A 26,486-nucleotide genomic window follows, 5' to 3' on the forward strand; every position below is an offset into this window, starting at 1 on the left:
TAAACTAATTTATTGTATTTACAGTGAAAAATAAGTTGGCACAGTAATTGGATTAGTAGAATTGGGTTTATTGTTGAATCGCTTATCTCAATTATCAACGGCGGTAATTGTAGACTTAGCAACGGCGCTACTGCTCTTCGGAGTAGTGGCGCTTTTTTTATGGGAGCAAACCAATGAAATGGAGTTCGATGCTGAAAGTGTCAGCAATTTCGTTATCGGTATTCACCACGGTCAGCGTAAAGGCAGAGTTAGGTGAGCCAGAAATTGAAGACCTGAAGTTTGGTTTTATTAAGTTAACCGATATGGCACCGCTGGCGGTTGCTTATGAGAAAGGCTTTTTTGAAGACGAAGGCTTGTACGTCACTTTAGAAGCGCAAGCAAACTGGAAGGTGCTTTTAGACCGAGTCATCGATGGTGAGCTTGCTGGCGCGCACATGCTTGCTGGTCAGCCATTGGGCGCGACGATTGGTGTCGGCACAAAAGCAGAAGTGATTACCGCGTTCAGTATGGATTTGAACGGCAACGCAATCACGGTTTCCAACGATACTTGGGAACAGATGAAGCAATACATTCCAAAACAACCAGATGGCAAACCTGTTCACCCAATCAAAGCGGATGCACTGAAGCCTGTTGTCGACAGCTATCTGGATAAAGGCAAACCGTTCAACATGGGGATGGTGTTCCCTGTATCGACGCACAACTATGAGTTGCGATACTGGTTAGCGGCAGGGGGGATTCATCCAGGCTTTTACGCACCAGACTCAGGCGATAACAGTGGCCAGTTGGATGCTGATGTTCTTTTGAGTGTTACACCGCCACCACAAATGCCAGCCACAATGGAAGCGGGCACGATCAAAGGGTACTGCGTAGGCGAACCATGGAACCAACAAGCCGTATTCAAAGGCATTGGTACGCCAGTCGTGACCGACTACGAGATCTGGAAGAACAACCCAGAGAAAGTATTTGGTGTTTCCAAAGCTTGGGCTGAGAAATATCCAAACACACACATTCGCGTAGTGAAAGCCTTGATTCGAGCGGCACATTGGTTGGATGAAAACGACAATGCCAACCGCCAAGAAGCAGTGAAGATGCTATCAAAAAGCGAGTACGTCGGAGCCGATGCCGAAGTTATCGCCAACTCAATGACGGGCACATTTGAATACGAGAAAGGCGACAAACGAGACGTGCCAGACTTCAACGTGTTCTTCCGTCATAACGCCACGTATCCGTATTACAGCGATGCGATTTGGTATCTGACTCAAATGCGCCGTTGGGGACAGATCTCAAGCGAGAAATCCGATGATTGGTACATGGATGTGGCGAAAGAGGTTTACCGTCCAGATATCTACCAACAAGCAGCTCAAGCGCTAATTGAAGATGGTGTGTTGAGCAAAAAAGACTTCCCAGATTTTAGTGCTGAAGATGGTTTCCGTGCGCCACAAACACACTTTATCGACAACATCGTTTATGACGGTCGCGAGCCAAATAAATATCTAGAGAAGTTCTCTATCGGGCTTAAAGGAAAAGACAAGGTTTAACCATAACGATAAACGCCACAGGCGAGGGAATTCGCTTGTGGCAACAAGGATGTAAATTTCTTAGGAGTGAGTATGTCTAGTAATGTCATTTCCCTTTTTCCTGCCAAGCAGGTAGTGAACCGAAGTAGGCTGGTGCTTTTGCCCGTCATTGGCTTGCTGATCTTTTTGGCAATGTGGCACTTAGCAGCGAGAGAAGTGCAAACCTCATTAGGTACGCTACCGGGACCTGTGCAAACTTTTCAGCAGTTCAGCAACCTTGTCGATGACCATTGGCAAGAGCGAGAAAAGGAACAAGCGTTTATCGAACGTCAGGAAAAACGAAATGCTGCGAAGTTAGCCAAGAATCCAGACGCGGAAGTGAAGATTCGTCCCTACACAGGTAAGCCGACGTTCTTCGATCAAATCATAACAAGCTTAGTGACTGTGACTGCGGGCTTTTTGCTGGCGACGGTTATCGCGATTCCGATTGGCATCGTGCTTGGTCTTAATCAAGGGCTGTATCAAGCGTTCAATCCAATCATTCAATTGCTCAAGCCTGTATCACCTTTAGCTTGGCTGCCTATCGTTACTATGGTGGTGAGTGCCACTTATGTGACTGATGACCCGATGTTTGCTAAGTCGTTCATTAACTCTCTGATCACAGTGGCGCTGTGTAGCTTGTGGCCGACGCTGATTAATACCGCCGTGGGCGTAACGAGCGTTGATAAAGACTTAATCAACGTGAGCAAAGTACTTCAACTTTCGTGGTGGCAGCACATTCGCACCATCGTTTTACCTTCTGCCATTCCAATGATCTTCACCGGTTTACGTCTCTCTTTAGGTATCGCTTGGATGGTATTGATTGCGGCAGAGATGCTCGCGCAGAACCCAGGGTTAGGCAAGTTCGTTTGGGATGAATTCCAAAACGGCAGCTCGGCATCATTGGGTCGCATTATGGTCGCGGTCATCACAATCGGCTTTATTGGTTTGATGCTCGATAGAGGCATGCTGCAACTTCAAAAGTGGCTGTCTTGGAATAAACAACAAGCGTTGAGATAAGGGAAAAGATCATGGAAAAAGCATTATTAGATCTAACGCGTTTAGGGATGCGATTCCCAACGCCAGATGGTGAGTTCATCGCGCTTAAGAACGTCGATTTACAAATCAATAAAGGTGAGTTTGTATCCCTGATTGGCCACTCTGGCTGCGGTAAATCAACGGTATTGAACTTAGTTGCGGGTCTACACATGCCAACAGACGGCGGCGTGGTCGTCGATGGACGAGAGGTGGCAGGACCGGGACCCGACCGCGCAGTGGTGTTCCAAAACCATTCATTATTGCCTTGGTTAACCGTGTATCAAAACGTTGAGCTCGCAGTAAAACAAATTGCCGGCAAAAAGGGCAAAGCGTGGATTCAGGAACAAGTGAACCACTATTTGGAGTTGATTCAAATGCAGCATGCCGCGCACAAAAAGCCCGATGAAATCTCGGGTGGTATGAAGCAGCGAGTCGGCATCGCGAGAGCACTGGCACTTCAACCAAAGGTTCTGCTGATGGATGAACCATTTGGCGCGTTGGATGCGTTAACACGTGCACACCTACAGGATGCACTGATGAAGATTCAAGCCGAGCTAAACAACACTGTCATCATGATTACCCACGACGTGGATGAAGCCGTGCTGCTATCTGACAAAATCGTGATGATGACTAACGGACCGGCAGCAACCATTGGTGAAGTGTTAGAAGTGAATCTACCGCGCCCTCGTGAGCGTGTAGCACTGGCGGATGATGCGCAGTATCAGAAGTGTCGACAAGCGGTGCTGAAGTTTCTTTACGAGAAGCAATCCAAAGTCGAGATTCCTGCTTCGAAAGACGACAAACCCAAAACCGCAGTGCAAACGGCATAAGGAGGCAGCGATGAACAGTCCTTTAACGATCCCAGTAAAGAACGCATTGAGCCACATTGTTGTGGTAGGTAACGGTATGGTCGGGCAACACCTCGTCGAGCAATTAGTACAGAAAAACGCGCATTTAGAGCACCGAATTACCGTGATTGGCGCAGAGCGTTTTATCGCGTATGACCGTGTACAGTTGTCCTCTTTGTTTGCGGGTAAGTCTCATGATGATTTGATGCTGAGTAACCAAGAATGGTACGACATGCATGGCATTCAACTCGTACTTGGCAGCCAAGTAACAGGCATCGACAGAGAGCAAAAGCGCATTCTGCTTGATGGTGAAGATGTGCTGGGTTACGACGAACTTGTGCTCGCGACCGGTTCTTACCCGTTTGTGCCTCCAATTGAAGGTAAAGACCGAGACAACGTGTTTGTCTACCGCACGCTTGATGACCTTTCACAAATCAAAAAAGCATGTGAAGGCGCAAGAACGGGCGCAGTGATTGGCGGCGGCTTGTTGGGTTTAGAAGCGGCAAACGCACTTAAATTATTAGGGTTAGAAACTCACGTTATTGAATTTGCTCCCCGCCTGATGCCCGTGCAGTTAGACGATGGTGCTGGCTTAGTGCTAAAAGAGAAGATTGAAGCGCTAGGGCTAACCGTACATACCTCGACGGGTACGGAGCGAATCTGCGATGGTGAAACGGCTAAGCATCGCATGGTGTTTAAAGACAAAGATCCTCTCGAAGTGGATGTGATTGTCTTTTCCGCAGGGATTCGCCCTCAAGATGAGCTGGCAAAAATGGCTGAGCTAGAAGTAGGCGAGCGAGGCGGTATTGTGATTAACAACCAATGCCAAACCAGCGATGAAAACATATACGCGATTGGCGAATGTGCCCTTTGGGATCAGAAGATCTTTGGTTTAGTCGCACCCGGATACACCATGGCGAGAACCACTGCCGATGTCTTGACTGGTATGCCAAGCGAGGGTTTTAAAGGCGCAGACATGAGCACCAAGCTCAAGCTACTTGGGGTGGATGTGGCGTCTATCGGCGATGCACAAATGCAAACCGAAGGCGCTCAAGAAATGGTGTTGCAAGATGCGGTTGCAGGCATCTACAAAAAGCTGGTGGTTGATGCGAGCGGCACCCAATTGCTTGGTGCGATTCTCGTTGGTGACAACAGCGACTACGATGCGCTCTTACAGTGTTATTTGAACAAAACGGTTCTGCCAGACCACGCGGCGAACCTGCTGTTTGATACCGGAATGCTGGATGGAGAGATGCCAGACAGCGCCATCATCTGTTCTTGTCACAACGTCACAAAAGGCGACTTAGTTGCCGAGATTCAAGCCGGCACTACCAACCTAACGGACCTTAAAGCCAACACCAAAGCCGGTACTGGCTGTGGTGGCTGTAGCAATATGGTCAAGTCGGTATTGGATACTCAACTGGCAGCCATGGGGGTAGAGGTTAACAACCACCTTTGTGAGCACTTTGAGCTCAGTCGCCAAGAGATGTTCCATATTTGCCAAGTGGAACAAATCAAAGACTTCGACACCTTAATTGCACTGCATGGCAAAGGGCATGGGTGTGATATCTGTAAGCCGACAGCGGCATCTGTGTTTGCTTCTTTGTGGAATGAACACATCATGGAGCCTCAACATCAATCTCTGCAAGATTCTAACGATGCCTTTATGGCAAACCTGCAAAAAGATGGCTCTTACTCAATTGTACCTCGTGTTCCGGGCGGCGAAATTACACCAGATAAACTTATCGTGCTAGGCGAAGTTGCGCAGCAATATGATTTGTACACCAAGATCACCGGCGGTCAGCGCGTGGATTTATTTGGTGCGCAGTTAGAGCAACTCCCAGAAATCTGGCAAACCTTAATTGATGCTGGTTTTGAAACAGGGCACGCCTACGGCAAATCGGTGCGCACCGTGAAATCTTGCGTCGGTTCTACGTGGTGTCGCTATGGTGTTGATGACTCGGTCGGATTAGCCATTGAGTTAGAGAACCGCTACAAAGGATTGCGAGCGCCCCATAAGCTTAAGTTTGCCGTATCGGGCTGTACTCGCGAGTGTGCAGAAGCGCAAAGTAAAGACATTGGGGTGATCGCCACTGAAAACGGCTGGAATCTATACGTTTGCGGGAATGGCGGCATGAGACCAAGACACGCAGATTTGTTTGCATCCGACTTATCCAAATCAGAGTTGATCACCATGATCGACCGAGTATTGATGTTCTACGTCAGCACCGCAGATCGCTTGCAGCGCACGTCTGTGTGGATGGAGAACATGGAAGGGGGCCTAGATTACCTTAAACAAGTGATTTTGGATGACTCTCTGAATCTATGTGATTCTTTGGATGAACAAATGGCACGAGTCGTAGATACCTATCAATGTGAGTGGAAGAGTACGTTGGATAATCCTCAAAAATTGCAACGCTTCCGTCCTTTCTTGAACAGCACGTCGGGCAGCAAAGTCTTGCCGTACCAACGTGTGCGCGGTCAGCGTATTCCAGTGAAACAGGAGGTGTAAATGGCAGCGTTAACCAAAGTGAAATTGTGTCAGCTTGATGACCTAATGCCGTTCATCGGTGCCACTGTATTGATTGAAGGCGAGCATGTCGCGTTATTCTACATTCCAGATAGCGGTGTGTACGCTGTTCAGGATTGGGACCCAATTGGTAAGGCTTATGTGATGAGTCGAGGGATTGTCGGTGATATTGATGGTGAGATGTGTGTTGCATCACCACTGTATAAACAGCACTTCAGTTTAAAGAGCGGGCAGTGTTTGGAAGACGAAGCGAACGGTCTAAAAACGTGGCAAGTAACGGTCGACGATAATCAGGTTTGTCATATAGTCGAAGAATGATCCTCGAAATTAGCTTGCTCGATATGAGTAAATTCTTGGCGTAAGAGGCAAGCGAATAAAGCTCCAGAGACAGCACAGTATGGCTCTGGAGCTTTTTACTATTTAGAAGGATTCACTTGTAGTTCGGTATAGCCAGTCGAGTCGTCCATCGCTCTAGTGAACTCAAGTTCTGAGTAAGAATGGATGATCAATTCTGCGGTAGTATCAATCACTGTGCCTTCCATTAAATGCCCGCCCCAGACTCGTCCTTCACGATCAGACACCGAGATATGAACGTGCTGATGTTCAGGCGTTAGGGTTCCCATCACAGAGACGATTTCAAATGGCTCTTGTTTGGTTAACGTACTCTCTGTACCTGCCAAACGAAGGTTGAGATCAGAGATACAGCCAACGCATGAGGCAATCGAGCCTGCTTTAATGCTGTGCTGCTTGACCAATTTCGCTAGGCTCAGTTTTAAGTCCATGCCTTTGGTAAGACGTACTGCTATCACTTCAATCGACATGTCACTTCCTAATCAAAACCAGCAAGCAGGAAAGCGCGGTATCCAAGTCGGCATAACGTTTGGCTTTGCCAAGTACGCGCATACCTTGCATGTTGTTGAGAACAAAACGAGCGAGCTCTTCTGGTTTCAGCGTTTTCGGCACTAAGGTTTCTTTTTGCGCATTGGTCAGCGCATCCGCAATGATGTCGATAAGATGGTCAAACAAAAAATGCCCTTTACGCAGTACATCATCGTCTTCACCAGCGTGCTCAATCAACGCATTTTGGATAAAACACCCACAGTTGCGTTTGCGTTGCAGTTCAGCAAAAGATTTAAGGAACGATTCCAACTCAGGTAAAGACGCATCGTCTTTTTCCAAATCATTCAGTGACGGTAGCGAGACCTTTTTTAAGTAAGTGTCGAGCGCTTCGTAGTAGAGCTGTTGCTTGTCACCATAGGTGTTGTAAAGACTGAAGCGGTTGATGTTCAACTCGTCGGTGAGATCCGAGATAGACGTGTTCGCAAAGCCCTTGCGCCAAAACACATCCATAGCTACGAGAAGCTTTTCATCTCGGTCGAAGTTGGCTTTTCTTGCCATAAATTACCTGCCTGGGTCTGCTTATCGGGTAATTGAATTGCTTTGGAGGGATGGTACAGAGAACCTCTAGCGTTCGAACTGAACCAATATGATGAATACCCATCTATTCTTGGGTATCAGCCTCCAAATTCATGTGAACTCACAAACGGCATCAAAAATCTCTCTCAGCAAACAGACCCACAACTGTTTGAAAATTTTTGATAGTGAAGTTCTTGACTGATCGTTTATAAACTGGCTACAGTATATCCTAACCAATCGGTTAGAAAAAGATAAAAGGATGTGAAATGAAGCTCTATGAAACCGCAATGACTCCAAGTTGTAAGCGAGTTAGCATTTTTCTAAAGGAAATCGGTGGCGAGGTTGAGCGAATTGCGCTGAACGTTCGTGAGGGCGATAACCTATCTGAACCGTTTAAATCGAAAAGCGTGAACGGCAAAGTGCCTCTACTAGAACTGGATGATGGTACGACGATCTGTGAAAGCGTGGCGATTTGTCGCTACCTAGATGAAGCGTTTGAAAATGATCTGGCGCTGTTTGGTGCTAACCAACTCGAACGTGCTCAGGTGGAAATGTGGCATCGTGTGGTGGAGTTCCAAGGACTAAATGCGGCATTTCAGGCGTTTCGAAACATGACCGGAGTTTATGGAGACAGAGAACGTTGCGTTGAAGCATGGGGCGAAGAATCAAAACAACGCGTCTATGAATTTCTGCCTGTCTTAGACAAGCGGCTTGAACATAATGATTTTATCGCCGTAGACCATTTTACTATCGTCGATATAACAGGCTTTATTTTAATCAGTTTCGCAATTAAAGGCCTAGAAATTGATGTGCTATCGACGTCGCCAAACATTGCTCGATGGTATAACCAAATTTTAGCTAGACCTGCATTTCAGAGTTAATGTATTGCAGCGAGTGGATGATAGCTCGCTGCTACCACCTTACCGATTCTTAACTCAGCAGGATATTCAAATTTTTTCAGATTTTTCTTATTTTTTCTCCTATCGCCTATAATTGGAAAAACAACCTCAATTTGCTTCGTTGCGTTTTAGAGCCTTGAGCTCTTGGTCCGTAGACGCTCTCTTTCATCATGGAAAGTCTAATAATAGACAAGGAGAGGTCATGAATATTCAAGTGAAAACTATCAATAATATTCTAATAGCCCTGTTAATGGTTTCGGTTTTTGGTCTATTCGCACTGTACCTCAATTACACACAGCAGAATGAACAGATTGAAAGGCTGCAAAGTCAGTTAATCGAAAAAGAGCATCAGATACTAATTTCTAATGAAGCGTTGTCTTACACTCGATATCAACACCAATTATTAGCCGAAGACTACAGCCGTTTTAGAAATGAGCAGTCAGTGACTAGTGTTTTGCGTTAGCCAGTATAGCAACCACTTTAAGGAGGCAGATGAAACCCATTCTTTTGGTCGATGACAGTAAAACAGTACTGCTTTACATCAGCAGTGCATTGGAAAAGCAAGGCTATGAAGTGCTTGCTGTTGAAGACGGACGAGCGGCGCTCGAAGTGCTAACCCACCGCCCTGATATTCAGTTTGTGCTGAGTGATTTAATGATGCCTGGAATTAATGGTATTGAATTGTGTCGCCAATTAAAATCTAAAGTTAGCGAACGTTACATTTTTTTTGTTCTACTGTCTTCTAGAAATGACCAAAGTTCGATCGTGAAAGGCATTGATGCTGGCGCAGATGATTTCGTAGATAAGAAGACGTCTGTAGAGGAACTTCAGGCCAGAATCCGTGCGGGGTTTCGTACTTTAGAACTGCACAACAAACTCGTTGAGAGAAACAAAGAGCTAGATGCGGCCTATCAAACAATCCACCAAGACCTACAGTCTGCGAGTCATCTGATGGAGCAACTACTCCCTGCTGAATCAACTATTCAGAATGTAAATTTTAGCTATGTCTACAAACCATGCTCCCAGATTGGTGGTGATATGTTGGGGTATTTGGATCTCGATGAACACCATGTTGCGTTTTATGTATGTGATGTTTCTGGTCATGGTATTTCTTCAGCTTTGATGGCTTTTTCTATTCAACAGACACTATCTCAAAGTCAGGGGCCTGATTCGATCACGATGGAGTTGAGAGATGACGGCTATTGCGTAAGTGAGCCAGCATCTGTGATTGAACGGCTAAATCGGCGTTATCAGCAAACTAGAAACAGTCAACTTTACTTTACTATGGCTTACGCCATTCTTAACACAAAATCAGGGCGACTTAGCTATTGCACGGCTGGCCACCCCAGGATCTTAGTTTGGCGAGCGAGTACGAAAACGATGGAACAGATAGGTGACGATAACTTTATCGTTGGTGCAATGCAGCCGATGGAATATATCGGTAACCAAATTAGTCTAGATGAAGGCGATGCATTGTGGCTTTATTCGGATGGTTTGATTGAAGCGAGGCAGGGTGAGGAGATGTTTTCACTACAACGATTGGCATCGAGTATAAAAGCTGTTTGCACGCTGCCAGTTGAAGAGCAAGTGGGAGAGGTCTTTAAAAAAGTACAATCTTGGCACAACGAAGATGAGTTTGATGATGATGCCAGCCTTTTACAGGTAAAATGGCATGGTGAGAGGCTCGATTTTAAGGAAAAGAATGTCAAAGAGCGAATTTAAACGAACTTACGGGAGCTCCCTTACTCACTCACGAAGTGCGAGCAAAGACGTTGTTCGGTTTTTGATGGGGCATCAAATCCCCTTAAATGCAATTCAATCATTGGAGCTTTGTGTCGTTGAGCTCATGAATAACGCTTATATTCATTCTTACAGTGAAATAGAAGGCCAGCCAATTGAAGTGGAGTGTAGGGTTGGGGATGACCAAGTGTCCGGTTTCGTGGAACTTAGAGTCTCTGATTGCGGAGCGCCGATCAATGAAAAGACGTTCATCCAACATAAAAATAAACAGATTGAGGCACCTAACTTAATGGATGACGATAGTTGGTCCTCCTCTGGTCGCGGACTGATGTTAGTCGCTCAATTATCTGACCTGTTTAAATTGGAAAAAGGTTTCGAAAACAATACGTTTGTTGTAGTGAAAAGGAATTGGGAGAGAAACTAACAACCAAGCAAAGTCGATTTGCTTCACTTGGTCCCTAGCGTTAATCTGACGGTGGCGTTGTATATCATTGTTATTTTGTATTCGTTGTTGGTGCTGGTGATAGTAACGCCTCCAACTCTTCTGGTGTTAGGATATCACTGATGTTTAACATATTACTTTCATCATCTAGCGCCATCTTTGTACGGCTAAGTAAGTACCTTTTTTGAGTTGGTGTTAGGTCTTTGAGAGACTCAATCAACTCCCTGAAATTGCTATTATTCATTGCCATATTTCCCCCAGTTAAGCCTTGAATTTCTTTATTGCATATTCTTCAAGTAAGCGAAGATTTGTTGATTAATTGCAGCTAGCTCTTTAGTAACTATAGCTATATCTGAGCTATCTGGCGCTGTATCGTTTCTGGTTTTTTCTTCTATTCTTTGAAACGCAATGACCGCGGTGTCTTCTCCGAAACTCTCTAGAATGCCTTTTAAACTATGAGCTAATAGATAGAGTTCTGACCAACATTTGCTTGCATATAGCTCATCTATACGCTCTATATCATTCGTGTGATCTTCAAGGTATGTAGAAAAAACAGTGACGATCAGATCTACGTCGTTATCCATGTATGTATTGAGAACATCAAAATTAATCATGTATACCCCTATTAAACGTTGAGGTAGAGGAATGTTTCGGATAATGAAGGCTTAGCCGAAGGTATGAATGGCATAACCAGTATTTGAGCAGAAATAGTTTGCTTGTCGCTTGAGATAAACTTACAAAAAGAAAGTGATTGTTAAAGATATTTTGACTTATATCCAAACGGCAATGGTCGAAATGTAGGGATGAAAAAACTTCAACTCGCGTGTTTTTAACACAAGTAGCAAAGGGGACGTTTCCAAGTAAAACGCCGAGTCGGTAAGTGTCTTGCAGTCCTAGTTTAAGGCTATCGTTACATACGGACGCCAGACGTTCGCCAACTTTGACTATTCCTTCAGTCAAGGCTAACTCTCCTCATTAAGTATAAGTATAAATTAGCAATCTAGTTGCATATTGGCAAGTAATCTGCGGCAAAAAAGGGACTCGCGTCCCTTTTGTATTACTAGCTTTGTTTAGAGTCCTGTTCTATTTGCTTCATAAGCTCGTTGGCTTTCTTCATAGCGCGTCTTGCGCTTGAAGTCCTTCGCTTATTAAGTAATATATCGGAGAAGCGTAAGTATTTATCAGCAGTTTTGAATCTTAAATCGCTAACATCCTGAAAACCAATAGGAAAGTTTTTCGAGAACAGATCCACATCCTTCACCAAGTTATCGAGATGAGTTGTCGTCCTTGCCTTTTCTAGGCGAGAATAAAAGTTTTCAAACTCTTCTTGGAACAGGATTCTAGCGGCATCTTCTGGAAACGGTAGAGGGCTGTTGGAATCTAGCGCTGTCTCATATAATTTCATTTCAAGCACTGCATCTTTCATCGCATTACTTATCTGTAAGTTCTCTTGATGCTCTTCTACGTTTGAAAAGAAGGTGTTCCCAACCTTAATAAGAGCAACAAGTGCAGCTGCGTCTTTCTTTTTGAGTGCTTCAGTGAGGTGCTGACCGAAAACATCGCTAGATAACGAACTTGGCGTGAAAGGATAACCTTGATGAATCTGATTTAACTCATCCTTGAGCTCATAGATGGATTTACTGCCGTCTTCTTTACTGTACCGAGACTTTTCAAGTTGACTGTTGATTTGCCTTGCTATCGAAAGTAACGTGGAGTGCTTGCTTGACTGAATATCTAAGGCAAGAACTTCTATTTTATGTGAGTCAGGGTAGTAGGTTTTTGCTTTATCAAGTATGGACTCAATTTCATCATAATTCGGGTAGTTGTTGGCATCAGAATTCAAAACCTGATCAATTTCAGATTCAAACTCGCTGAGAATATAGGTCTTGTGTAAGCGTAATAAGCCAGCCTTAACGACTGGATGTAAGCTTTTTTCACTATCAATCAGTGCCAAACTTTTTTCTGCTGGCGTATCAAGCTGCCACTCTTGTCCGGCAATTTGATCATTTTGCTTGCTAATAACGGTTTCCAAAGTGGCGATGGTTTCTTGTTGCTGCTGATAACCAAATACAATGCCGCTAACTAATAATATACTCGCTGCCGCGCCGCTAGCAATAGGCCAATAGCGCATATTCAATTTGCGTTTCAACTGCTCAGGGGTCAGCTCGTACGGAATGATGCCAGTTGAAAATACGCTTGAAAATATTGGCCACTTAGATGCAGGCATGTTAGTTGGTTTAGAGACCTTGATCTTCTTTTTGAGAGCTTCATTAACTGGAGTTCTTGCGTAAGGGTGTTTGCAACTCAATAACTCGTAAGCAATACAAAATAGAGCAAACATATCGTCGCTTAAGTTCGGTTCCTTACCGGATAACAGGTTGAGTGATGCATAGTTGGGAGTATAACCAAGCGTTTCAACATTTTCGGATTTACGTTTAGCCGCATATTGATCCTGCTTTAATTGATGAGTTTTAGATACACCAAAATCAAGCAGCTTAACGTCACCCTCAGACGTTAAAATCACATTAGCGGGCTTTAGGTCGGCGTGCACTACACCAAGAGAGTGAGCATATGAGAGTGCATCGAGTACCTGATTTAGGATTGATAAAGTTGCATTAAACTTCAGCCCATGGGGCCTAGAACGCTGTATTAAACTCTCTAATGTTTCTCCGTTAATATACTCCATAACTAAAAAGTATATTTCGCCATCAACACCAAAATCAAAAACCCTAATGATATTAGGGTGGCTTAACCTTTGAGTTTGTTGAGCTTCACGTATTAACATGCGTGCAGTCTCTGGTTGAGAAGCAAACTCTTTCTGTAATATTTTTAACGCAACGTAGGGTGTTTCTGAACCTGAAGATTCAAGAATCTTATCTTTAGCTAAGTAAACATCGCAAAGCCCACCATGCCCAATAACCGACTCAATTTCATACCGATTTTTAACGGTCGTTCCTATTAAGCTTTCGTTAATAACATCTTTGTTATTATTTAATGAGTCATCTTTATTGTTTTTTTTCTTATTAACTAACGGAGTGTTTTCTTTTTGAGACAGTTTTGTATTTGTTTCATTTTTATTTTTAACGGAGGTTTCATTATTAGTGAGTTTGGTTGATTTAATTGCATTGTCTCGTTTTTGAGTCTTTACAATTTTAGTTTTATCTCCGCTTTCTTCGTTATTTATAGAATTGTTTTTATTACTATCTTCCATCACAAGAACTCCGTATAAATGATGGGGGAATATATACCTTTCTGCTCAATGAAAAGTCATTATGTTAGAATTTCTCGGCCAAACTAACATTCGTTTTTTTATTGATGAAAGTCTAAGTGTCAAAAATTTGAACTTGGTTGGATAATTAAAATTGTTGAACAATACGTGATTGCTTTGATAAAAAAATGATTCATTATTCCGTGCATGATTTTCAATGGCAGTATTAAGATTTTTATTAATCTTACTGTTAATAAGAAAGCAGTTAATAATAAAATTAAAAATAATATCTAGCAGGTCTTTGGCGAGGTTTACATGAAGTTGGTTTTAACCATAACAAGTTTTCACAAATTTACTCCAGAGATTGAGAGTGAGTTCGTGTTTGAATCAAGTGATGAACATGCCAAGGTTACATTTGGTAGGTCTGAACAATGTGATTGGACACTACCAGATCCTGAAAGAGTGGTATCCGGAACCCACGGAGAACTGATTAAGTTTGGTGACAAATACTTGATAAAAGACCTCTCAACGAATGGTACTTTTGTAAATAATGCTGTAACTCCTGTGGGTCAAGGAAATGAAATAGCACTAAGCAATGACGATATGGTTAGCTTAGGGGATTATCAAATTTCAGTTTCTGTTCAAACAGATACAGATGTATTCAGCCTTGAGACAAGTAAAAGTCTTTCTAGCGCCCCCCCTGAAGTAGTCTCAAGTCCATCGGAAGAGGAATTTGTTGACCTAGGCCTTAGTGCTAGTGAACTCTTAAACGAAAGTGTTCCTTCTGACTTTCAGCTAGATATTGGTTTAGTCGATGATTTTATTGATATCCCAAAGCCCGAAAAACAGAGCACCGTATCTGAAACTTTACCGAAAGTTAACCGACAATCAGAACACCTATCGACTCCCAACTTTGATACCAATGGGGGTGAACTTGCGGCTTTTGTTAGAGGGGTGGGTATAGATCCAATGATGATTCCCAGCGATAACCGAGAGGAATGGTTTGAACAACTGGGGGAGTCATTTTCTTTGATGCTAGTTGGTTTAATGGAAACACTGCATAACAGAGCAGTGTTTAAGCAAACAAATCGACTTAGTCATACCGCATTTCGTAAGTCAGAAAATAACCCTTTAAAGTTTTCTGCAAACTTAGAAGATGCGATTCATAACTTATATAACCGTCAAACGGCTAGCTTCTTAAAGCCAAATGCAGCCATTAAAGAAGCATTTAATGACATCGAAAGTCATGAGCAAGCCTTAATGAAAGGTGTTGAAGGTACGGTTTCGAGTGTTATGTCACTTGTTGAACCTACTTCTATATACTCAGATGCTTTAGCGAAAGACACGGTTATTAATAAGGTTATTCCAGCTAGAAAATATGCTCAAAGTTGGAAGAGGTTTGAGGATATTCATGAAAAGTTATCCGATGATATTATCAATAAAGAGTCTCCGTTCTATTTAGAAGACTTCGCTAAGCACTATGAATTAGCATTAAAAAACAAAGGCTAGGAATTAGGGTGATGAAAAAGTTTTACCAATATATTTTGTTATTAATTTCAATGGCTTTATTTGGGTGCTCAGCAGCGAACCTAGTTGTTGATCCATACTCAGATTTAGAAATAGCAGCAAGTCATAACATTAATCCTGATTCAAACGGCAGGCCTTCTCCTGTAGTGGTGTATGTATTTGAATTAACGTCAAATACCATTTTCGAAAGCCAGGACTTTTTTTCTATTTATGAAGAAAGTGAAAAAGTCTTAGGACCTGATTTAGTGAATAAATATGAAGTTTCATTAACTCCAGGTCAGAAAGAAACATATCAAGCAAGTATGTCTCCAAAGACAGAATATTTAGGCATTGTCGTAGCGTTTCGAGATATTGAAAACTCAAATTGGCGACAAGTCATTAAAGTGGATAAGACCGGTTACAACACATATCAAGTATTGTTAGAAGATCTGTCTTTGGTCGTTAAATAACGTTTAGTTGGCTAATTATAAATGACGCAATACTCCAAGACGGCTTGGTGCGAAGGAATGTTTTTACGTCCCCAGCACTTCCAACAACAAGAACGCGCAACCTCTCAAGAATTCAAAGGCTTACATCAGTTAGGTGGGGTTTACAATTGGGGAGTTTGCAAATGTCGAGTAAAAAAACACGCGCTAAAAGATGGTCTTATTGAACTTGAGCATCTTGAAGCTGTTTTGCCGGATATGACGTTGGTTAATACGTTAATATCCAACGATTCAGTTTCGCCTCTACTTATTGATAAAAACACTGAAAATACGTTAGTAAAAATAACTCTCCCTCTTTCAAGTGTTACAGGTAAAAACGTTTCGGATGTAAGCGAATCGATCGTCTCTCGTTATGTACTTCAAGATATCGACGTGATAGATAACCTTACAGGACAAGACGAAGAAACCATCCAAGTTGCAGCCCTCAACCTTGAGTTGAAAGCGAGTAATGACAAATTAGCGGGTTATGTGGAGTTACCTATCTTAAGGATCAAAGAGGTAACTCCTGAAGGGGAAGTTATACTAGACGATGAGTACGTTCCTCCGCTTATCAATCTCCTGAGCGATAAAGTTATGTCAGCTTATCTACGTAACGTTATCGCGATGACAAAGATGCGTGCTGACGTTATTGCGCAGCGCTTGATTAAGGGCAAATCTGCATCGGCATCTGCTGTTGATTTCATCATGCTCCAAATGTTGAACCGATATGAGGCGAAGTTAAAGCATTTCAGTGAGTTAGATAGGTTACATCCACTGGAATTAGCGACGACACTTAAAGGTTACATTGGTGAGTTAGCCACTTTTTCTAATAAAACTAAAAGAGTCCCAAGTTTGCTTGCGTATGATCACTTAGATGTATCAAGTGTTTATAGCGAGTTGAATCAGATACTCAGTCAGTACCTCAGTGTTGTTCTTGACCAAACTGCGACCAAACTTCCGTTGGAGCCTCGCCAATACGGTATTCAAGTGACGCCGCTTCCAGATAAACGCTTGCTTGAGTCATGCCAATTTGTGCTAGCAATTAAAGCAGATACCACAACAGATGAAATAAGACGCCTGGTCCCAGCGCAACTCAAGTTTGGCCCGGCAGAACAGATTCGCGATCTAATTAATAATCAGATCAACGGTATAAACGTAGTGCCGTTGAGTGTCGTCCCGAGACAGATTCCTTACCAAACGGGCTATGTCTATTTCGAAGTTGTCAAGAAAGGGCCATTTTGGATGAGGCTAAAAGATAGTGGCGGTATTGCGCTTCACCTATCAGGGCATTTTCCTAATGCTGAACTTGAGCTTTGGAGTATTAATCAATAGGCGCGCTCTGTATGGAACAAACGATAGTAAAACCAACACCGGGTGGAAGAGCACCCGCATCGAAACCACAATCAGAAAAGTCTGTGGATAATACCGTAGTTATCTCAAAAAGCCCTGAATTGGTGAACAATGATTCAGTGGTCGCTTATGGGAGTAACTCTCTACTAGCAGAGGCGAATGGCCTGTTATCTATTATCGGTCAAATTCGGTCGACAGCGACTCATTCCGATCCGTTGTTTCTAAAAGAGACATTGGCACAAAAGCTTAGAGATTATGAGAACCGATTACGTCAGCATGACGTTGATTTGGATACCATTGATACAGCTCGTTATTGTTTATGCTGTTCACTAGATGAAGTTGTCCTTAACACCAATTGGGGTGGGCATTCATTCTGGAGTCACGATTCATTACTTAGCTCCTTCTATGCTAGCAGTCAAGGTGGGGAAGCGTTTTTTAAGCATCTTGATAAGTGCATGGCGAAACCAGATGCGAACTTAGATTTGCTTGAACTAATGTATGTGTGCTTATCTCTCGGGTTTCTGGGTCAATACCGTTTAGAAAAAAATGGACTGGAATCGCACCGGAAATTGAGAAGACAGGTTATTGCTACTCTTAAGTCTTATGGGAGAGGAGTCCCTCAGGAGCTAAGTAATAGTATCGACCAACACATTTTGAATGGCTCAAAGGCTTCTGATAGAGCCCCTCTTTGGGTTGTATGTTCTGTAACGGCGGCATTATTGGTCTGCATATATATGTATTTTAGCTATGAGCTAAATAAGGCATCCAATCGCACCTTTTCTCAATTAGTCAATTTGATTCAACCGCAACAACTTAACCAAGATGCAACGTCAGAATCAAAATCAGCGCCAATTGCAGAAAAGATTTCAATGTATCTAGCAACTGAGATCGGTAAGGGGCTAATCAATGTTGAGCCGCTGCAAGACAGGGTAAGAATTTCGTTAAAGTCTCAAGATCTATTTGAATCAGGTAGTGCTGATGTTGTCGCTTACATCCAACCCGTTATTTCTAAGCTTGCGAGAACATTGGAGTCGACCCAAGGCAAGATCATTGTTACTGGTCACACCGACGATAGGCCTATTTTCACGAGTAAATATCCCTCGAACTGGCACCTATCATTAGCTCGAGCCACTGCTATGTCTGAACAACTGATCTCGAATAGTGCATTAGAAGGGCGAGTGATACCCGAGGGATTGGGGGATGCAAGACCATTAGTTGAAAACAGTAGTGATGAAAACCGAGCTATTAACCGCCGGATTGAAATCGACCTTCTTGTCGCGAATTAATAATAGGTAGATAGAGATGCGTATTAAAGAAATTGGCAGAATATTTACTCAAAGATGGTTTCTCGGTCTTATCGGTGTCGCTGCTTGTTCTATTTTCATTTGGGTTGTTGGTCCACTTATTACGATAGCGGGGTATGAGCCCCTAAAGAGTGACTTTCAACGGCTAGTCACTATTCTTGTGTTAGTGTTGCTTTGGGCGATATTTAACGTTACCAAGCAGCATAAGCAGAAGGTGAAAGAAGACGAAAGTATTCAAACGTTGCTTGAGGTTGATAGCCAATCAGATAAAGAAGCGGCAAGTGAAATTGACTTAATGCGCGAGCGTATTGAGCAAGCTGTCAAAGTAGTGACGAAAACACACAAAGGCAAGAGAAGTTTGTATGACTTACCGTGGTATGTATTGATTGGCCCTCCTGGAACGGGGAAAACAACCGTATTAAAGCAGTCGGGGTTAGAGTTTCCATTAGGAGACAGCCTTGGCTCTGACTCTATTGCCGGTGTAGGTGGCACTCGCCACTGTGATTGGTGGTTTGCAAATAAAGCAGTTCTTATAGATACGGCTGGCCGGTATACGACACAAGACAGTCAAGAAAAGGTCGACTCTAAAGCGTGGCATGGTTTCTTAGGATTGTTGAAAAAGTATAGAACGCAAAGACCAATTAATGGTGCGATTGTTACGATAAGCTTAGCCAGCGTGATGTCTCAGACTCGAACCGAGCGAAGTCTTCATGCTCGAGCAATTAAGTCGAGACTTCAAGAACTGAAAAACCAGTTAGGCATGCAGTTTCCGATTTACGTATTGCTCACCAAAATGGATTTAGTTGCCGGTTTCAATGAGTTCTTTGCCGATTTAAGTAAGGAAGAGCGAGAGGAATTATTTGGTTTCATGTTCCCTCGTGAAGTGGATGATGAAAGAGGCGTTATTTCTCTATTCAACAAAGAGTTTCATGGCATGTTGGAGCGCCTTGATGCCCGTATGCTTAGAATACTTGAAACAGAGGACGATTTAGATAAACGCGCGCTTATCTTTGAATTTCCAAAGCAATTAAGAGTGCTACAAGCTAATCTTGACGAGTTTTTAGCTGAAATTTTTGCACAAAACAGTTTTGAAGAGCCTGCCTTGATTCGTGGTGTGTTTATGTTGAGTTCGGTTCAAGAAGGCTTACCAGTCGACAAGCTGATGAATGAATCAACCAATGGACTTGGGTTAAATCGTTTAGCTCTAGCAAAGAGTCAGACTGGTTCTCATAGTTATTTCGTAAAGAATCTTTTTGACAAGGTTATTTTCAAAGAGCAACTGTTAGGAACAGTTAATCGTCACTATCAAAAGCAGTCAGGTTGGATGCGTCGAGGTGTTTACATTGGATGTACAACGCTACTGCTCGGAGCTTCTGCGCTTTGGTTTATGAGTTATAAGTGGAACTCACAGTTAATTGTCGACACCAATGAACAAGCTAGCCATATTGATGAAATGATTGGCGCTCAAAGTTTAGATTTTGAAGCGGATATTGTTTCAGCTGTAGAAACATTAGATAGGTTGATGACGCTTCCTCTCGGAAAGCAAAGCAACTACGGTGGTGCCGACTCTGTAAAGAGGTTTGGTCTCTATCAGGGAGACAAAGTGTCTCAGGCGGCAAACAATGCATATTCTGATGCTTTGACCCAATATTACGCCCCTCTGCTTCTTGATAGCTTGGTGTCAGAAATGGAGAGCAATCAACAGCATCGTGAGTATTTGTACGAAACGTTAAAAACGTATTTGATGTTATTCAATCCAGACAAATATCAACAAGATGAAGTGTTGGCTTGGTTTAACTTTTATTTCGAACGTCAATATCCGGGTGAGCTAAACGCAGACTTAAGAAGACGTTTGCTACAGCACACTCAATATTTATTAGGCAACGATGGACAAGGCTTTACTTACAACACTGCTGCCGTGACGAGTGCTCGAGAAGTGTTGACTCAAATGTCTCTACCTGAACGTGCTTATCAGCGAATGAAAATACAATTTTCTAAGAGTCATGTACCTTCATTTCGCTTGACTGATGTATTGGGACCTAAAGGGCTTGAGCAGTTCGAGCGAGCTAGTGGAAAACCGCTATCACAAGGCATTTCGGGTTTCTACACGTACAATGGTTTTCATAGCATTTTTCAGATTCAGATCAACCGTACAGTAAAAAGCCTAATGGAAGAGAACTGGGTTTATGGTGACGATCTTAAGGCTCATGAAATTGATCAAGATAGTGCCATCCAAGGCGTTCAGTCTCGATACTATCAAGATTATGTTAATGAATGGAAAACGTTGATCGAAGATATTCAATTGAAGCAGGCTCCGAGCCTAGAACTTGCGACAGAGCAAGCGAGGGTTTTATCTGGAGTTGAAAGACCAATCGAATCTTTGTTGAGAGCAATCCAAAAAGAGGTTGCTCTATCAAAAGTATCATTGTCAGAAAATCAAAAAGCCGCTTCTGAAGTTGCTGGTAAAGTTGCCAAAGTTAAGTTTTCAAATACGGCAGATAGACTAGACATGTATTTACCTGAAGAAAACGGCTTCAATGTTGCTCTGCCAGGTAAAGAAGTCGAATCGCATTTTTCAGAGATCTTACGCCTTGGTGAGCAAGACTTTGATGATATTCAACAAGCAATGGTTAACTTGCGTTCGTATTTAAGTGACTTATCAAGCTCTGGTAACAATCAGAAAATTGCCTACAAAAGTATTTTAGATGGAACCGTTACACAAGATGTCGCAGCTTCCATTGCTCGTGCTAAAGAACTTTTGCCGAGACCATTTAATCAATGGCTAGGTGAGCTTTCTCAAGAGTCGGTTAAGTTTGCGGAGAGCGGTTCGAAGGATCATCTAAATCAACTTTGGGTAACACAGGTGGTCCGCCCTTATCAGCGGACTATTGCTGGCAGATATCCATTCGAGCCCAACGCGAGCAGAGAAGTTAGATTGAAAGACTTTAAGCGATTCTTTGGTTATGGAGGTACGCTTGACGCATTCTTCCAAGAATACCTCGAACCGTTTGTGGATACTTCGAAAAGTCGTTGGCGATTAGAAAAGGAAATTGGAGTTCGTCCGGAAACACTAATGGTCTTTCAAAGAGCGCAACGTATCAGGCAGTCTTTCTTTGAATCTGATAATTCATTACGCGTAGAGTTTGGGATGAAGCCTGTTTATCTAGACCAGCACATTACTCGATTTGTCTTAGAGTTGGGTGGACAAGATTTGGTTTATAAGCATGGACCAGCAAGAGCTAAATCGTTGAGTTGGCCTGCCGGTCAAGATCAGACTCGAATTGTGTTCACACCACCTGAATCTAAACGCGAAATTGCGCATACCTATGAAGGTGAGTGGGGCATATTCAAGCTTTTGGATCAATCACTTAAAGCAAGGCCAGAATCGCGTAAAGACAATATAGTTATGATTGATTTAAAGGGAAATAAGGTGCAGCTAGAGCTTATTCCTTCTAGTGCCATTAATCCGTTTTGGTCAAATGAAATGGAGAGGTTCAGATGTCCACGAACCTTATAACATCAGGCTGGGGCTATATCGGTAAAATGCCTGCAAAAGGGGACTTTGTGAAAGATGGTTTATCACAAGATTTCTCGGAGCGTTGGCATGATTGGCAACAGGCGGTTATTGCAGTCAGCAGGGAACAACTGGGTGAAAGCTGGAATGAGCACTTTTTAACGGCTCCTGTGTGGCACTTTGCTTTGGATATTAGCTATTTAGAAGACTCAACCTACATTGGTAGCATGATTCCTAGTGTTGATGCATGCGGTAGATACTTTTTCTTTACTATAGCTCGTGCCGTAAAAGGTGAAGCTGCGCAATATTGGGGTGACAGAGCTTGGACAGAGGACAGTGCCGCTCTTGCTCTTTCAGTACTTGAGGACGACTTTGTCTTTGATGTTTGGCATAAGAGTACTCAAGAAAAAAATGACCTCGTTGCGAATGTAACAAGTGAAGTGAGGCCTCTGGAGTTTCTTTATCAAAGCCAAATATCTACAGTTTTTCATGATCACGGCAATACTGATCAAAACACGCTTTTGAATTACTTCATTAAAGAAAAATTGAGTAAACCATGTTTTTGGTGGACTGAAGGTTCAACGAAGGTTGAACCATGCATGTTCATTACGAGTGGATTTCCTTCAATTGGTCAGTTTTCAGCCATGCTTGATGGCGGCTGGAAAAAGTGGAATTGGTAGGATAGAAGAATGAATTGGAACTATTTTACCTTTGCTAAATCGCACGCAGGAAAAGTACGCCCTTATAACGAGGATGCTCTGTTGGATATGACAGAACAGCATATTTGGGTGGTTGCCGATGGAATGGGTGGACACAGTGCTGGCGATATAGCAAGCCAGATGCTAGTGGATAGAGTCGCGCGCCACATGCAGGATGTCTCCAATACTAATATCGATGATATCCGAAGAGTGGTTCAAGAAGCGAACTTAGAAATTTACCAATACGCACAAAATCACTTAGACGGTAAAACGATGGGAACAACACTTGTTTTGTTGTTTATTCAGGATGGGTATTACCACTGTCTTTGGGTGGGTGATAGCCGAATTTACCAGCTTAGAAGTGGTAATTTTGTCCAAAAAACACGTGATCATAGTCAAGTCATGGACTTAGTGGATCAGGGCTTATTGGCATTTGAAGATGCCGAATCTCACCCTCTTGCAAATGTTATTACCAGAGCTGTTGGGGTCGACGAAAGTGTCACTATTGATCAAGTTTCAGGGCAGTTGGCTGACGGCGATCAGTTTTTACTCTGTAGCGATGGGCTCTCTAAGGAACTTACGAGTGATGAAATTCATCGGACATTGTATGCAGACTCAGTCAACCAAGCTGGATTAGCGCTCATGCATTCGGCTTTGGTTCGGGGCGCAAGTGATAACGTAACTTGTGCTTTGATCAAAGTTCACCAAGCGCAAACGGAGTGCGAAACAGTAACTAGAGAAGACGCGACAATACCTGTCTTTCTAAGAGGGAGAGCTTATGAGTAATGAAATGTTTGATTGGTATGAACAAGCGTTGGCTCCTATATCTCAAGAAAATCCTACAGGTGTTGATCCTAGAGAGGATGTATCACCACAGTCTGCTTACTATCGGTTGAAAGATCAGCGTATGGCCGCCCGCAACGCTGAACGTAATGCTCTTATAGAAGAAGAAAGTATCTATACCCACAGTAATTTATGGCGAGTATTTATTGAAGATGTCCCAGAAATACTCACGAATCAGTCTAAAGATTTGGAATTTGTTGCCTGGCTTATAGAAGCCCTAACTCGATTGTATGGTTTTCGTGGTATGGGCGTTGGCTACAAACTCGCAACCAGTTTAATTGAGAACTTTTGGGATGATCTGTACCCAATGCCTGATGAAGATGGTATTGAGACAAGAATATCGGCGATTATTGGCCTCAATGGTATCGATAGTGAAGGAACACTTATTTTTCCAATTGCTTGTATACCATTGACTGACTTAGGCGTGGAGCAAGCTTATGCCTATTGGGAATATCAGCAAGCTATAGAGCTTGAGCGCTTAGACGAAGATAAGCGCCGAAATCGAGTCGAGCTTGGGGCTGTTGAGCTATCTGAAATTACAACTACGGTTAAGTCGACTTCTGATACGTTTTATCGAGAATTAATCACGGATTTGGAGTTCGCTACGGAATCATTTAATGAATTCAGTCAGCGATTAGACGAAGCGGTCGGTGATGTGACTCCTAGCTCTTATATATCAAAAAGACTTGAATCAATACACTCGGCATTAAAGCACCTTCTAGGAGATCGTTTCAATCAACCACAAGCCGTGTTTGAAGAGCTAGAGGATCTTGATGAATCTTCTTCTGAACAACCGTTAAGTTCACAAAGTTGTGATGCATTATTAGCGACAAACATGAAATCACGAGAGCAGGCAATTATACAATTGCAGCAAGTAGCTGATTTCTTCCGAGAGAGTGAACCTCACTCACCAGTTTCTTACTCCATCGAACAGATTATTCGTTGGTGTGGGATGCCTCTGCCGGAGTTACTGGCGGAACTTATCTCCGACGGGGATGCAAAGAAAAGCTACTTCCGTTTGGTTGGCATAGCAGAACAAAATGAAAATTAATAAAGGGAGAATGGTATGACGAGTATCCACTCGAAACTATCACGAGTACGGAAGCCTCGTGTCCACATTACCTATGATGTTGAAACTGAAGGTACGACTCTTAAGAAAGAACTGCCTTTTGTTGTAGGTGTAATGGGTGACTTCGCTGGTCAAAACACAGAAGCGTTGAAGCCATTAAAAGACCGCCGTTTTATTCAGATCGATCGAGATAACTTTGACGATGTACTCAAAAAAATGAATCCATCGGTGAAGTTTAAAGTTGCGAATAAGCTTGCGAATGACGATTCACAGTTTGAGGTTGATTTAAACTTTAAATCAATGCAAGACTTTGAGCCTGCTGCGATCGTAAATCAAGTTGATCCACTACGCCAATTGATGGAAACGCGTAATAAACTGCGTGATTTGATGACAAAAGTTGACCGCTCAGAAGAGCTTGAAAATATCCTAGAGGATGTTTTGAACAATACAGACAATCTGGCAAGACTTGCAGGCGAGTTAGATCTTGGCAAGAAAGCGAAGTCAGACAGTACTGAAGGAGCGGAATAATGACGACTGAAGCTGAAAAACAGTTAGATCCAACTGTTAATGAACAGACAACTTCATTCTTAGATCAAGCTATTGGTGCGACTAAGCAGACCGAAGCTTCTCGTGCTGAGGAGCTGATTAAAACGCTCGCTGAAGAAGCAATGAAAGGGACAGTTACTTGGAACAAAAACCTAACAGTAACTTTTCGTGAAGCGATTAATTTGCTCGATAGGCAGATTTCTGATCAGTTGTCTGAAGTAATGCATCACCCAGAATTACAGAAACTCGAAGGTTCTTGGCGCGGCTTAAATTATCTAGTGATGAATTCAGAGACCAGCTCTACTCTGAAAGTTCGCATGATGAGTATGACCAAGAAAGAGCTACATAAAGACTTGAGCAAAGCTGTTGAGTTTGATCAAAGCCAGATCTTTAAAAAGGTTTACGAGTCTGAGTTTGGTAGTGCTGGTGGTGAACCGTATGGTGCATTGATTGGAGACTATGAGTTTACCAACCACCCAGAAGATATTGAGTCGTTACGCCTAATGTCAAATGTAGCGGCTTCTGGCTTCTCTCCATTCTTGTCCGCGGCTTCACCAGCACTATTCGGCTTTGATGAGTGGACTGAGCTGTCAAAACCACGCGACCTAGATAAGGTATTTGAATCACTAGAATACGCCCAATGGCGTTCGTTCCGCGAGAGTGCCGATTCGCGCTTCGTTAGTCTGACTATGCCAAAAGTCCTTGCTCGTTTGCCATACGGACAAGCTACCGCTCCAGTCGAAGAGTTTGGGTTTGAAGAGTTCGAAGTAGATCCTGTTTCAGGTATTGCTGTTAACGCTGAACATAACGACTACTGTTGGATGAACTCTTCGTATGTTCTTGGTGTTAAGTTAACTGACGCATTTTCAAAATATGGATTTTGTACTGCCATCCGTGGTGCAGAAGGCGGCGGTCGAGTGGATAACTTGCCAACGCATTTCTTCATGAGTGATGATGGCGACCCTGATATGAAGTGCCCAACAGAGATTGGTATTACCGACAGACGTGAGGCGGAGCTTGGTAAGCTTGGTTTCTTACCGCTTTGTCACTACAAAAACACCAACTATGCAGTGTTCTTTGGTGCGCAAACCTGTCAAAAACCAGCGAACCATGAATCCCCTGAAGCAACGGCCAATGCGGCCATTTCTGCCCGCCTACCTTATATGATGGCAACATCTCGTTTTGCGCATTATTTGAAAGTAATGGCTCGAGATAAAATTGGTAGCTTTATGGAAGCAGAAGACGTTGAGTCTTGGCTGAACCGCTGGATCCTAGGTTACGTCAATGCTTCTGAAGGCGGTGGTCAAGAGATCAGAGCGAAATACCCTCTAGCAGACGCTCGTGTTCAGGTTAAGGAAATTCCTGGCGCACCTGGTTCTTACAATGCCGTAGCATGGCTGAAACCTTGGTTGCAAATGGAAGAACTGACTACATCTTTGCGACTTGTGGCCAAGATCCCTCAGTCAGGTGGATAAGAAATGAATTGGCTGGTCG

24 protein-coding genes are annotated in these 26,486 nt (G+C 43.1%); 19 read left to right on the plus strand and 5 right to left on the minus strand.

Translation table 11 applies throughout. The annotated features are described in order from the left end of the window. The first annotated feature begins 173 nt into the window (after positions 1-173). The 5 genes from R7Q48_RS16345 (at position 174) to nirD (ending at position 6,290) form a co-directional block, all read left to right on the plus strand. Positions 174-1,538 carry a CmpA/NrtA family ABC transporter substrate-binding protein gene (locus R7Q48_RS16345; protein WP_005375887.1) on the plus strand — a complete coding sequence of 455 codons (1,365 nt, stop codon included), beginning with the start codon at positions 174-176 and terminating at the stop codon, positions 1,536-1,538. Positions 1,539-1,610: 72 nt separating this feature from the next. Then, the gene (locus R7Q48_RS16350) at positions 1,611-2,576 is read left to right on the plus strand and encodes an ABC transporter permease (RefSeq protein WP_318132383.1); all 966 of its coding nucleotides are present in this window, start codon (positions 1,611-1,613) and stop codon (positions 2,574-2,576) included. Between the two features lie 11 nt (positions 2,577-2,587). Next, on the plus strand, positions 2,588-3,424 hold the full coding sequence (locus R7Q48_RS16355) for an ABC transporter ATP-binding protein (RefSeq protein WP_318132384.1): 837 nt from the start codon (positions 2,588-2,590) through the stop codon (positions 3,422-3,424). 10 nt (positions 3,425-3,434) lie between these two features. Continuing rightward, on the plus strand, positions 3,435-5,954 hold the full coding sequence (nirB, locus tag R7Q48_RS16360) for a nitrite reductase large subunit NirB (protein ID WP_274792528.1): 2,520 nt from the start codon (positions 3,435-3,437) through the stop codon (positions 5,952-5,954). Further along, positions 5,955-6,290 carry a nitrite reductase small subunit NirD gene (gene nirD / locus R7Q48_RS16365; RefSeq protein ID WP_318132385.1) on the plus strand — a complete coding sequence of 112 codons (336 nt, stop codon included), beginning with the start codon at positions 5,955-5,957 and terminating at the stop codon, positions 6,288-6,290. Between the two features lie 98 nt (positions 6,291-6,388). Here nirD and R7Q48_RS16370 read toward each other — a convergent pair whose 3' ends face one another. Beyond that, a complete protein-coding gene (locus R7Q48_RS16370) occupies positions 6,389-6,793 on the minus strand; it encodes a PPC domain-containing DNA-binding protein (RefSeq protein ID WP_256902660.1) in 405 nt (134 codons plus the stop codon). A 1-nt stretch (position 6,794) separates the two neighbouring features. Further along, positions 6,795-7,370: a TetR/AcrR family transcriptional regulator gene (locus R7Q48_RS16375; RefSeq protein ID WP_005375904.1), complete on the minus strand. Its 576-nt coding sequence runs from the start codon at positions 7,368-7,370 to the stop codon at positions 6,795-6,797. 284 nt (positions 7,371-7,654) lie between these two features. On the opposite strand from R7Q48_RS16375, the gene R7Q48_RS16380 reads away from it, so the two are divergent. The 4 genes from R7Q48_RS16380 to R7Q48_RS16395 all read left to right on the plus strand — a co-directional run bounded on the left by R7Q48_RS16380 (position 7,655) and on the right by R7Q48_RS16395 (position 10,451). Continuing rightward, complete coding sequence (locus R7Q48_RS16380; RefSeq protein ID WP_005375905.1) at positions 7,655-8,269, plus strand: glutathione S-transferase family protein; 615 nt, start codon at positions 7,655-7,657, stop codon at positions 8,267-8,269. 220 nt (positions 8,270-8,489) lie between these two features. Beyond that, the gene (locus tag R7Q48_RS16385) at positions 8,490-8,750 is read left to right on the plus strand and encodes a hypothetical protein (RefSeq protein ID WP_005375908.1); all 261 of its coding nucleotides are present in this window, start codon (positions 8,490-8,492) and stop codon (positions 8,748-8,750) included. Positions 8,751-8,779: 29 nt separating this feature from the next. After that, positions 8,780-10,009, plus strand: a complete 1,230-nt coding sequence (locus tag R7Q48_RS16390; RefSeq protein ID WP_256902661.1) for a PP2C family protein-serine/threonine phosphatase — start codon at positions 8,780-8,782, stop codon at positions 10,007-10,009. Then, complete coding sequence (locus tag R7Q48_RS16395) at positions 9,990-10,451, plus strand: ATP-binding protein (RefSeq protein WP_064354660.1); 462 nt, start codon at positions 9,990-9,992, stop codon at positions 10,449-10,451. Before R7Q48_RS16390 ends, R7Q48_RS16395 begins: the two co-directional genes overlap by 20 nt. A 70-nt stretch (positions 10,452-10,521) precedes the next feature. On the opposite strand, the gene R7Q48_RS16400 is transcribed toward R7Q48_RS16395, so the two are convergent. The 3 genes from R7Q48_RS16400 to R7Q48_RS16410 form a co-directional block, all read right to left on the minus strand. Beyond that, positions 10,522-10,713 carry a hypothetical protein gene (locus R7Q48_RS16400; protein ID WP_025767706.1) on the minus strand — a complete coding sequence of 64 codons (192 nt, stop codon included), beginning with the start codon at positions 10,711-10,713 and terminating at the stop codon, positions 10,522-10,524. A 34-nt stretch (positions 10,714-10,747) separates the two neighbouring features. Beyond that, the gene (locus R7Q48_RS16405; RefSeq protein ID WP_053307740.1) at positions 10,748-11,083 is read right to left on the minus strand and encodes an Hpt domain-containing protein; all 336 of its coding nucleotides are present in this window, start codon (positions 11,081-11,083) and stop codon (positions 10,748-10,750) included. A 446-nt stretch (positions 11,084-11,529) separates the two neighbouring features. Further along, on the minus strand, positions 11,530-13,680 hold the full coding sequence (locus R7Q48_RS16410; RefSeq protein ID WP_256902662.1) for a serine/threonine-protein kinase: 2,151 nt from the start codon (positions 13,678-13,680) through the stop codon (positions 11,530-11,532). Between the two features lie 312 nt (positions 13,681-13,992). Between R7Q48_RS16410 and tagH the strand changes: the two genes are divergently transcribed. The 10 genes from tagH to tssC are packed head-to-tail and all read left to right on the plus strand — an operon-like array spanning position 13,993 to position 26,467. Then, positions 13,993-15,186: a type VI secretion system-associated FHA domain protein TagH gene (gene tagH, locus R7Q48_RS16415; RefSeq protein WP_053307738.1), complete on the plus strand. Its 1,194-nt coding sequence runs from the start codon at positions 13,993-13,995 to the stop codon at positions 15,184-15,186. Between the two features lie 11 nt (positions 15,187-15,197). Next, positions 15,198-15,653, plus strand: a complete 456-nt coding sequence (gene tssJ, locus R7Q48_RS16420; RefSeq protein WP_017820223.1) for a type VI secretion system lipoprotein TssJ — start codon at positions 15,198-15,200, stop codon at positions 15,651-15,653. A 21-nt stretch (positions 15,654-15,674) separates the two neighbouring features. After that, entirely contained in the window at positions 15,675-17,000 is a 1,326-nt protein-coding gene (gene tssK / locus R7Q48_RS16425) for a type VI secretion system baseplate subunit TssK (protein ID WP_080659252.1), read from the plus strand. 11 nt (positions 17,001-17,011) lie between these two features. Continuing rightward, positions 17,012-18,304 carry a type VI secretion system protein TssL, long form gene (gene tssL, locus R7Q48_RS16430; protein WP_167416000.1) on the plus strand — a complete coding sequence of 431 codons (1,293 nt, stop codon included), beginning with the start codon at positions 17,012-17,014 and terminating at the stop codon, positions 18,302-18,304. A gap of 16 nt (positions 18,305-18,320) precedes the next feature. Next, on the plus strand, positions 18,321-21,839 hold the full coding sequence (gene tssM / locus R7Q48_RS16435) for a type VI secretion system membrane subunit TssM (RefSeq protein WP_256902663.1): 3,519 nt from the start codon (positions 18,321-18,323) through the stop codon (positions 21,837-21,839). Beyond that, positions 21,821-22,516, plus strand: coding sequence for a type VI secretion system-associated protein TagF (gene tagF, locus R7Q48_RS16440; protein WP_130545602.1), 696 nt, complete (start codon positions 21,821-21,823; stop codon positions 22,514-22,516). The genes tssM and tagF overlap by 19 nt, the downstream gene beginning before the upstream one ends. 9 nt (positions 22,517-22,525) lie before the next feature. Beyond that, the gene (locus R7Q48_RS16445; RefSeq protein WP_256902664.1) at positions 22,526-23,320 is read left to right on the plus strand and encodes a PP2C family protein-serine/threonine phosphatase; all 795 of its coding nucleotides are present in this window, start codon (positions 22,526-22,528) and stop codon (positions 23,318-23,320) included. Next, complete coding sequence (gene tssA / locus R7Q48_RS16450; RefSeq protein ID WP_318132386.1) at positions 23,313-24,428, plus strand: type VI secretion system protein TssA; 1,116 nt, start codon at positions 23,313-23,315, stop codon at positions 24,426-24,428. The genes R7Q48_RS16445 and tssA overlap by 8 nt, the downstream gene beginning before the upstream one ends. A gap of 15 nt (positions 24,429-24,443) precedes the next feature. Further along, the gene (gene tssB / locus R7Q48_RS16455; protein ID WP_005375949.1) at positions 24,444-24,974 is read left to right on the plus strand and encodes a type VI secretion system contractile sheath small subunit; all 531 of its coding nucleotides are present in this window, start codon (positions 24,444-24,446) and stop codon (positions 24,972-24,974) included. After that, the gene (gene tssC, locus R7Q48_RS16460; protein WP_005375950.1) at positions 24,974-26,467 is read left to right on the plus strand and encodes a type VI secretion system contractile sheath large subunit; all 1,494 of its coding nucleotides are present in this window, start codon (positions 24,974-24,976) and stop codon (positions 26,465-26,467) included. Before tssB ends, tssC begins: the two co-directional genes overlap by 1 nt. The last annotated feature ends 19 nt before the right edge of the window (positions 26,468-26,486 follow it).

It is taken from the genome of Vibrio sp. 378, assembly GCF_033339435.1.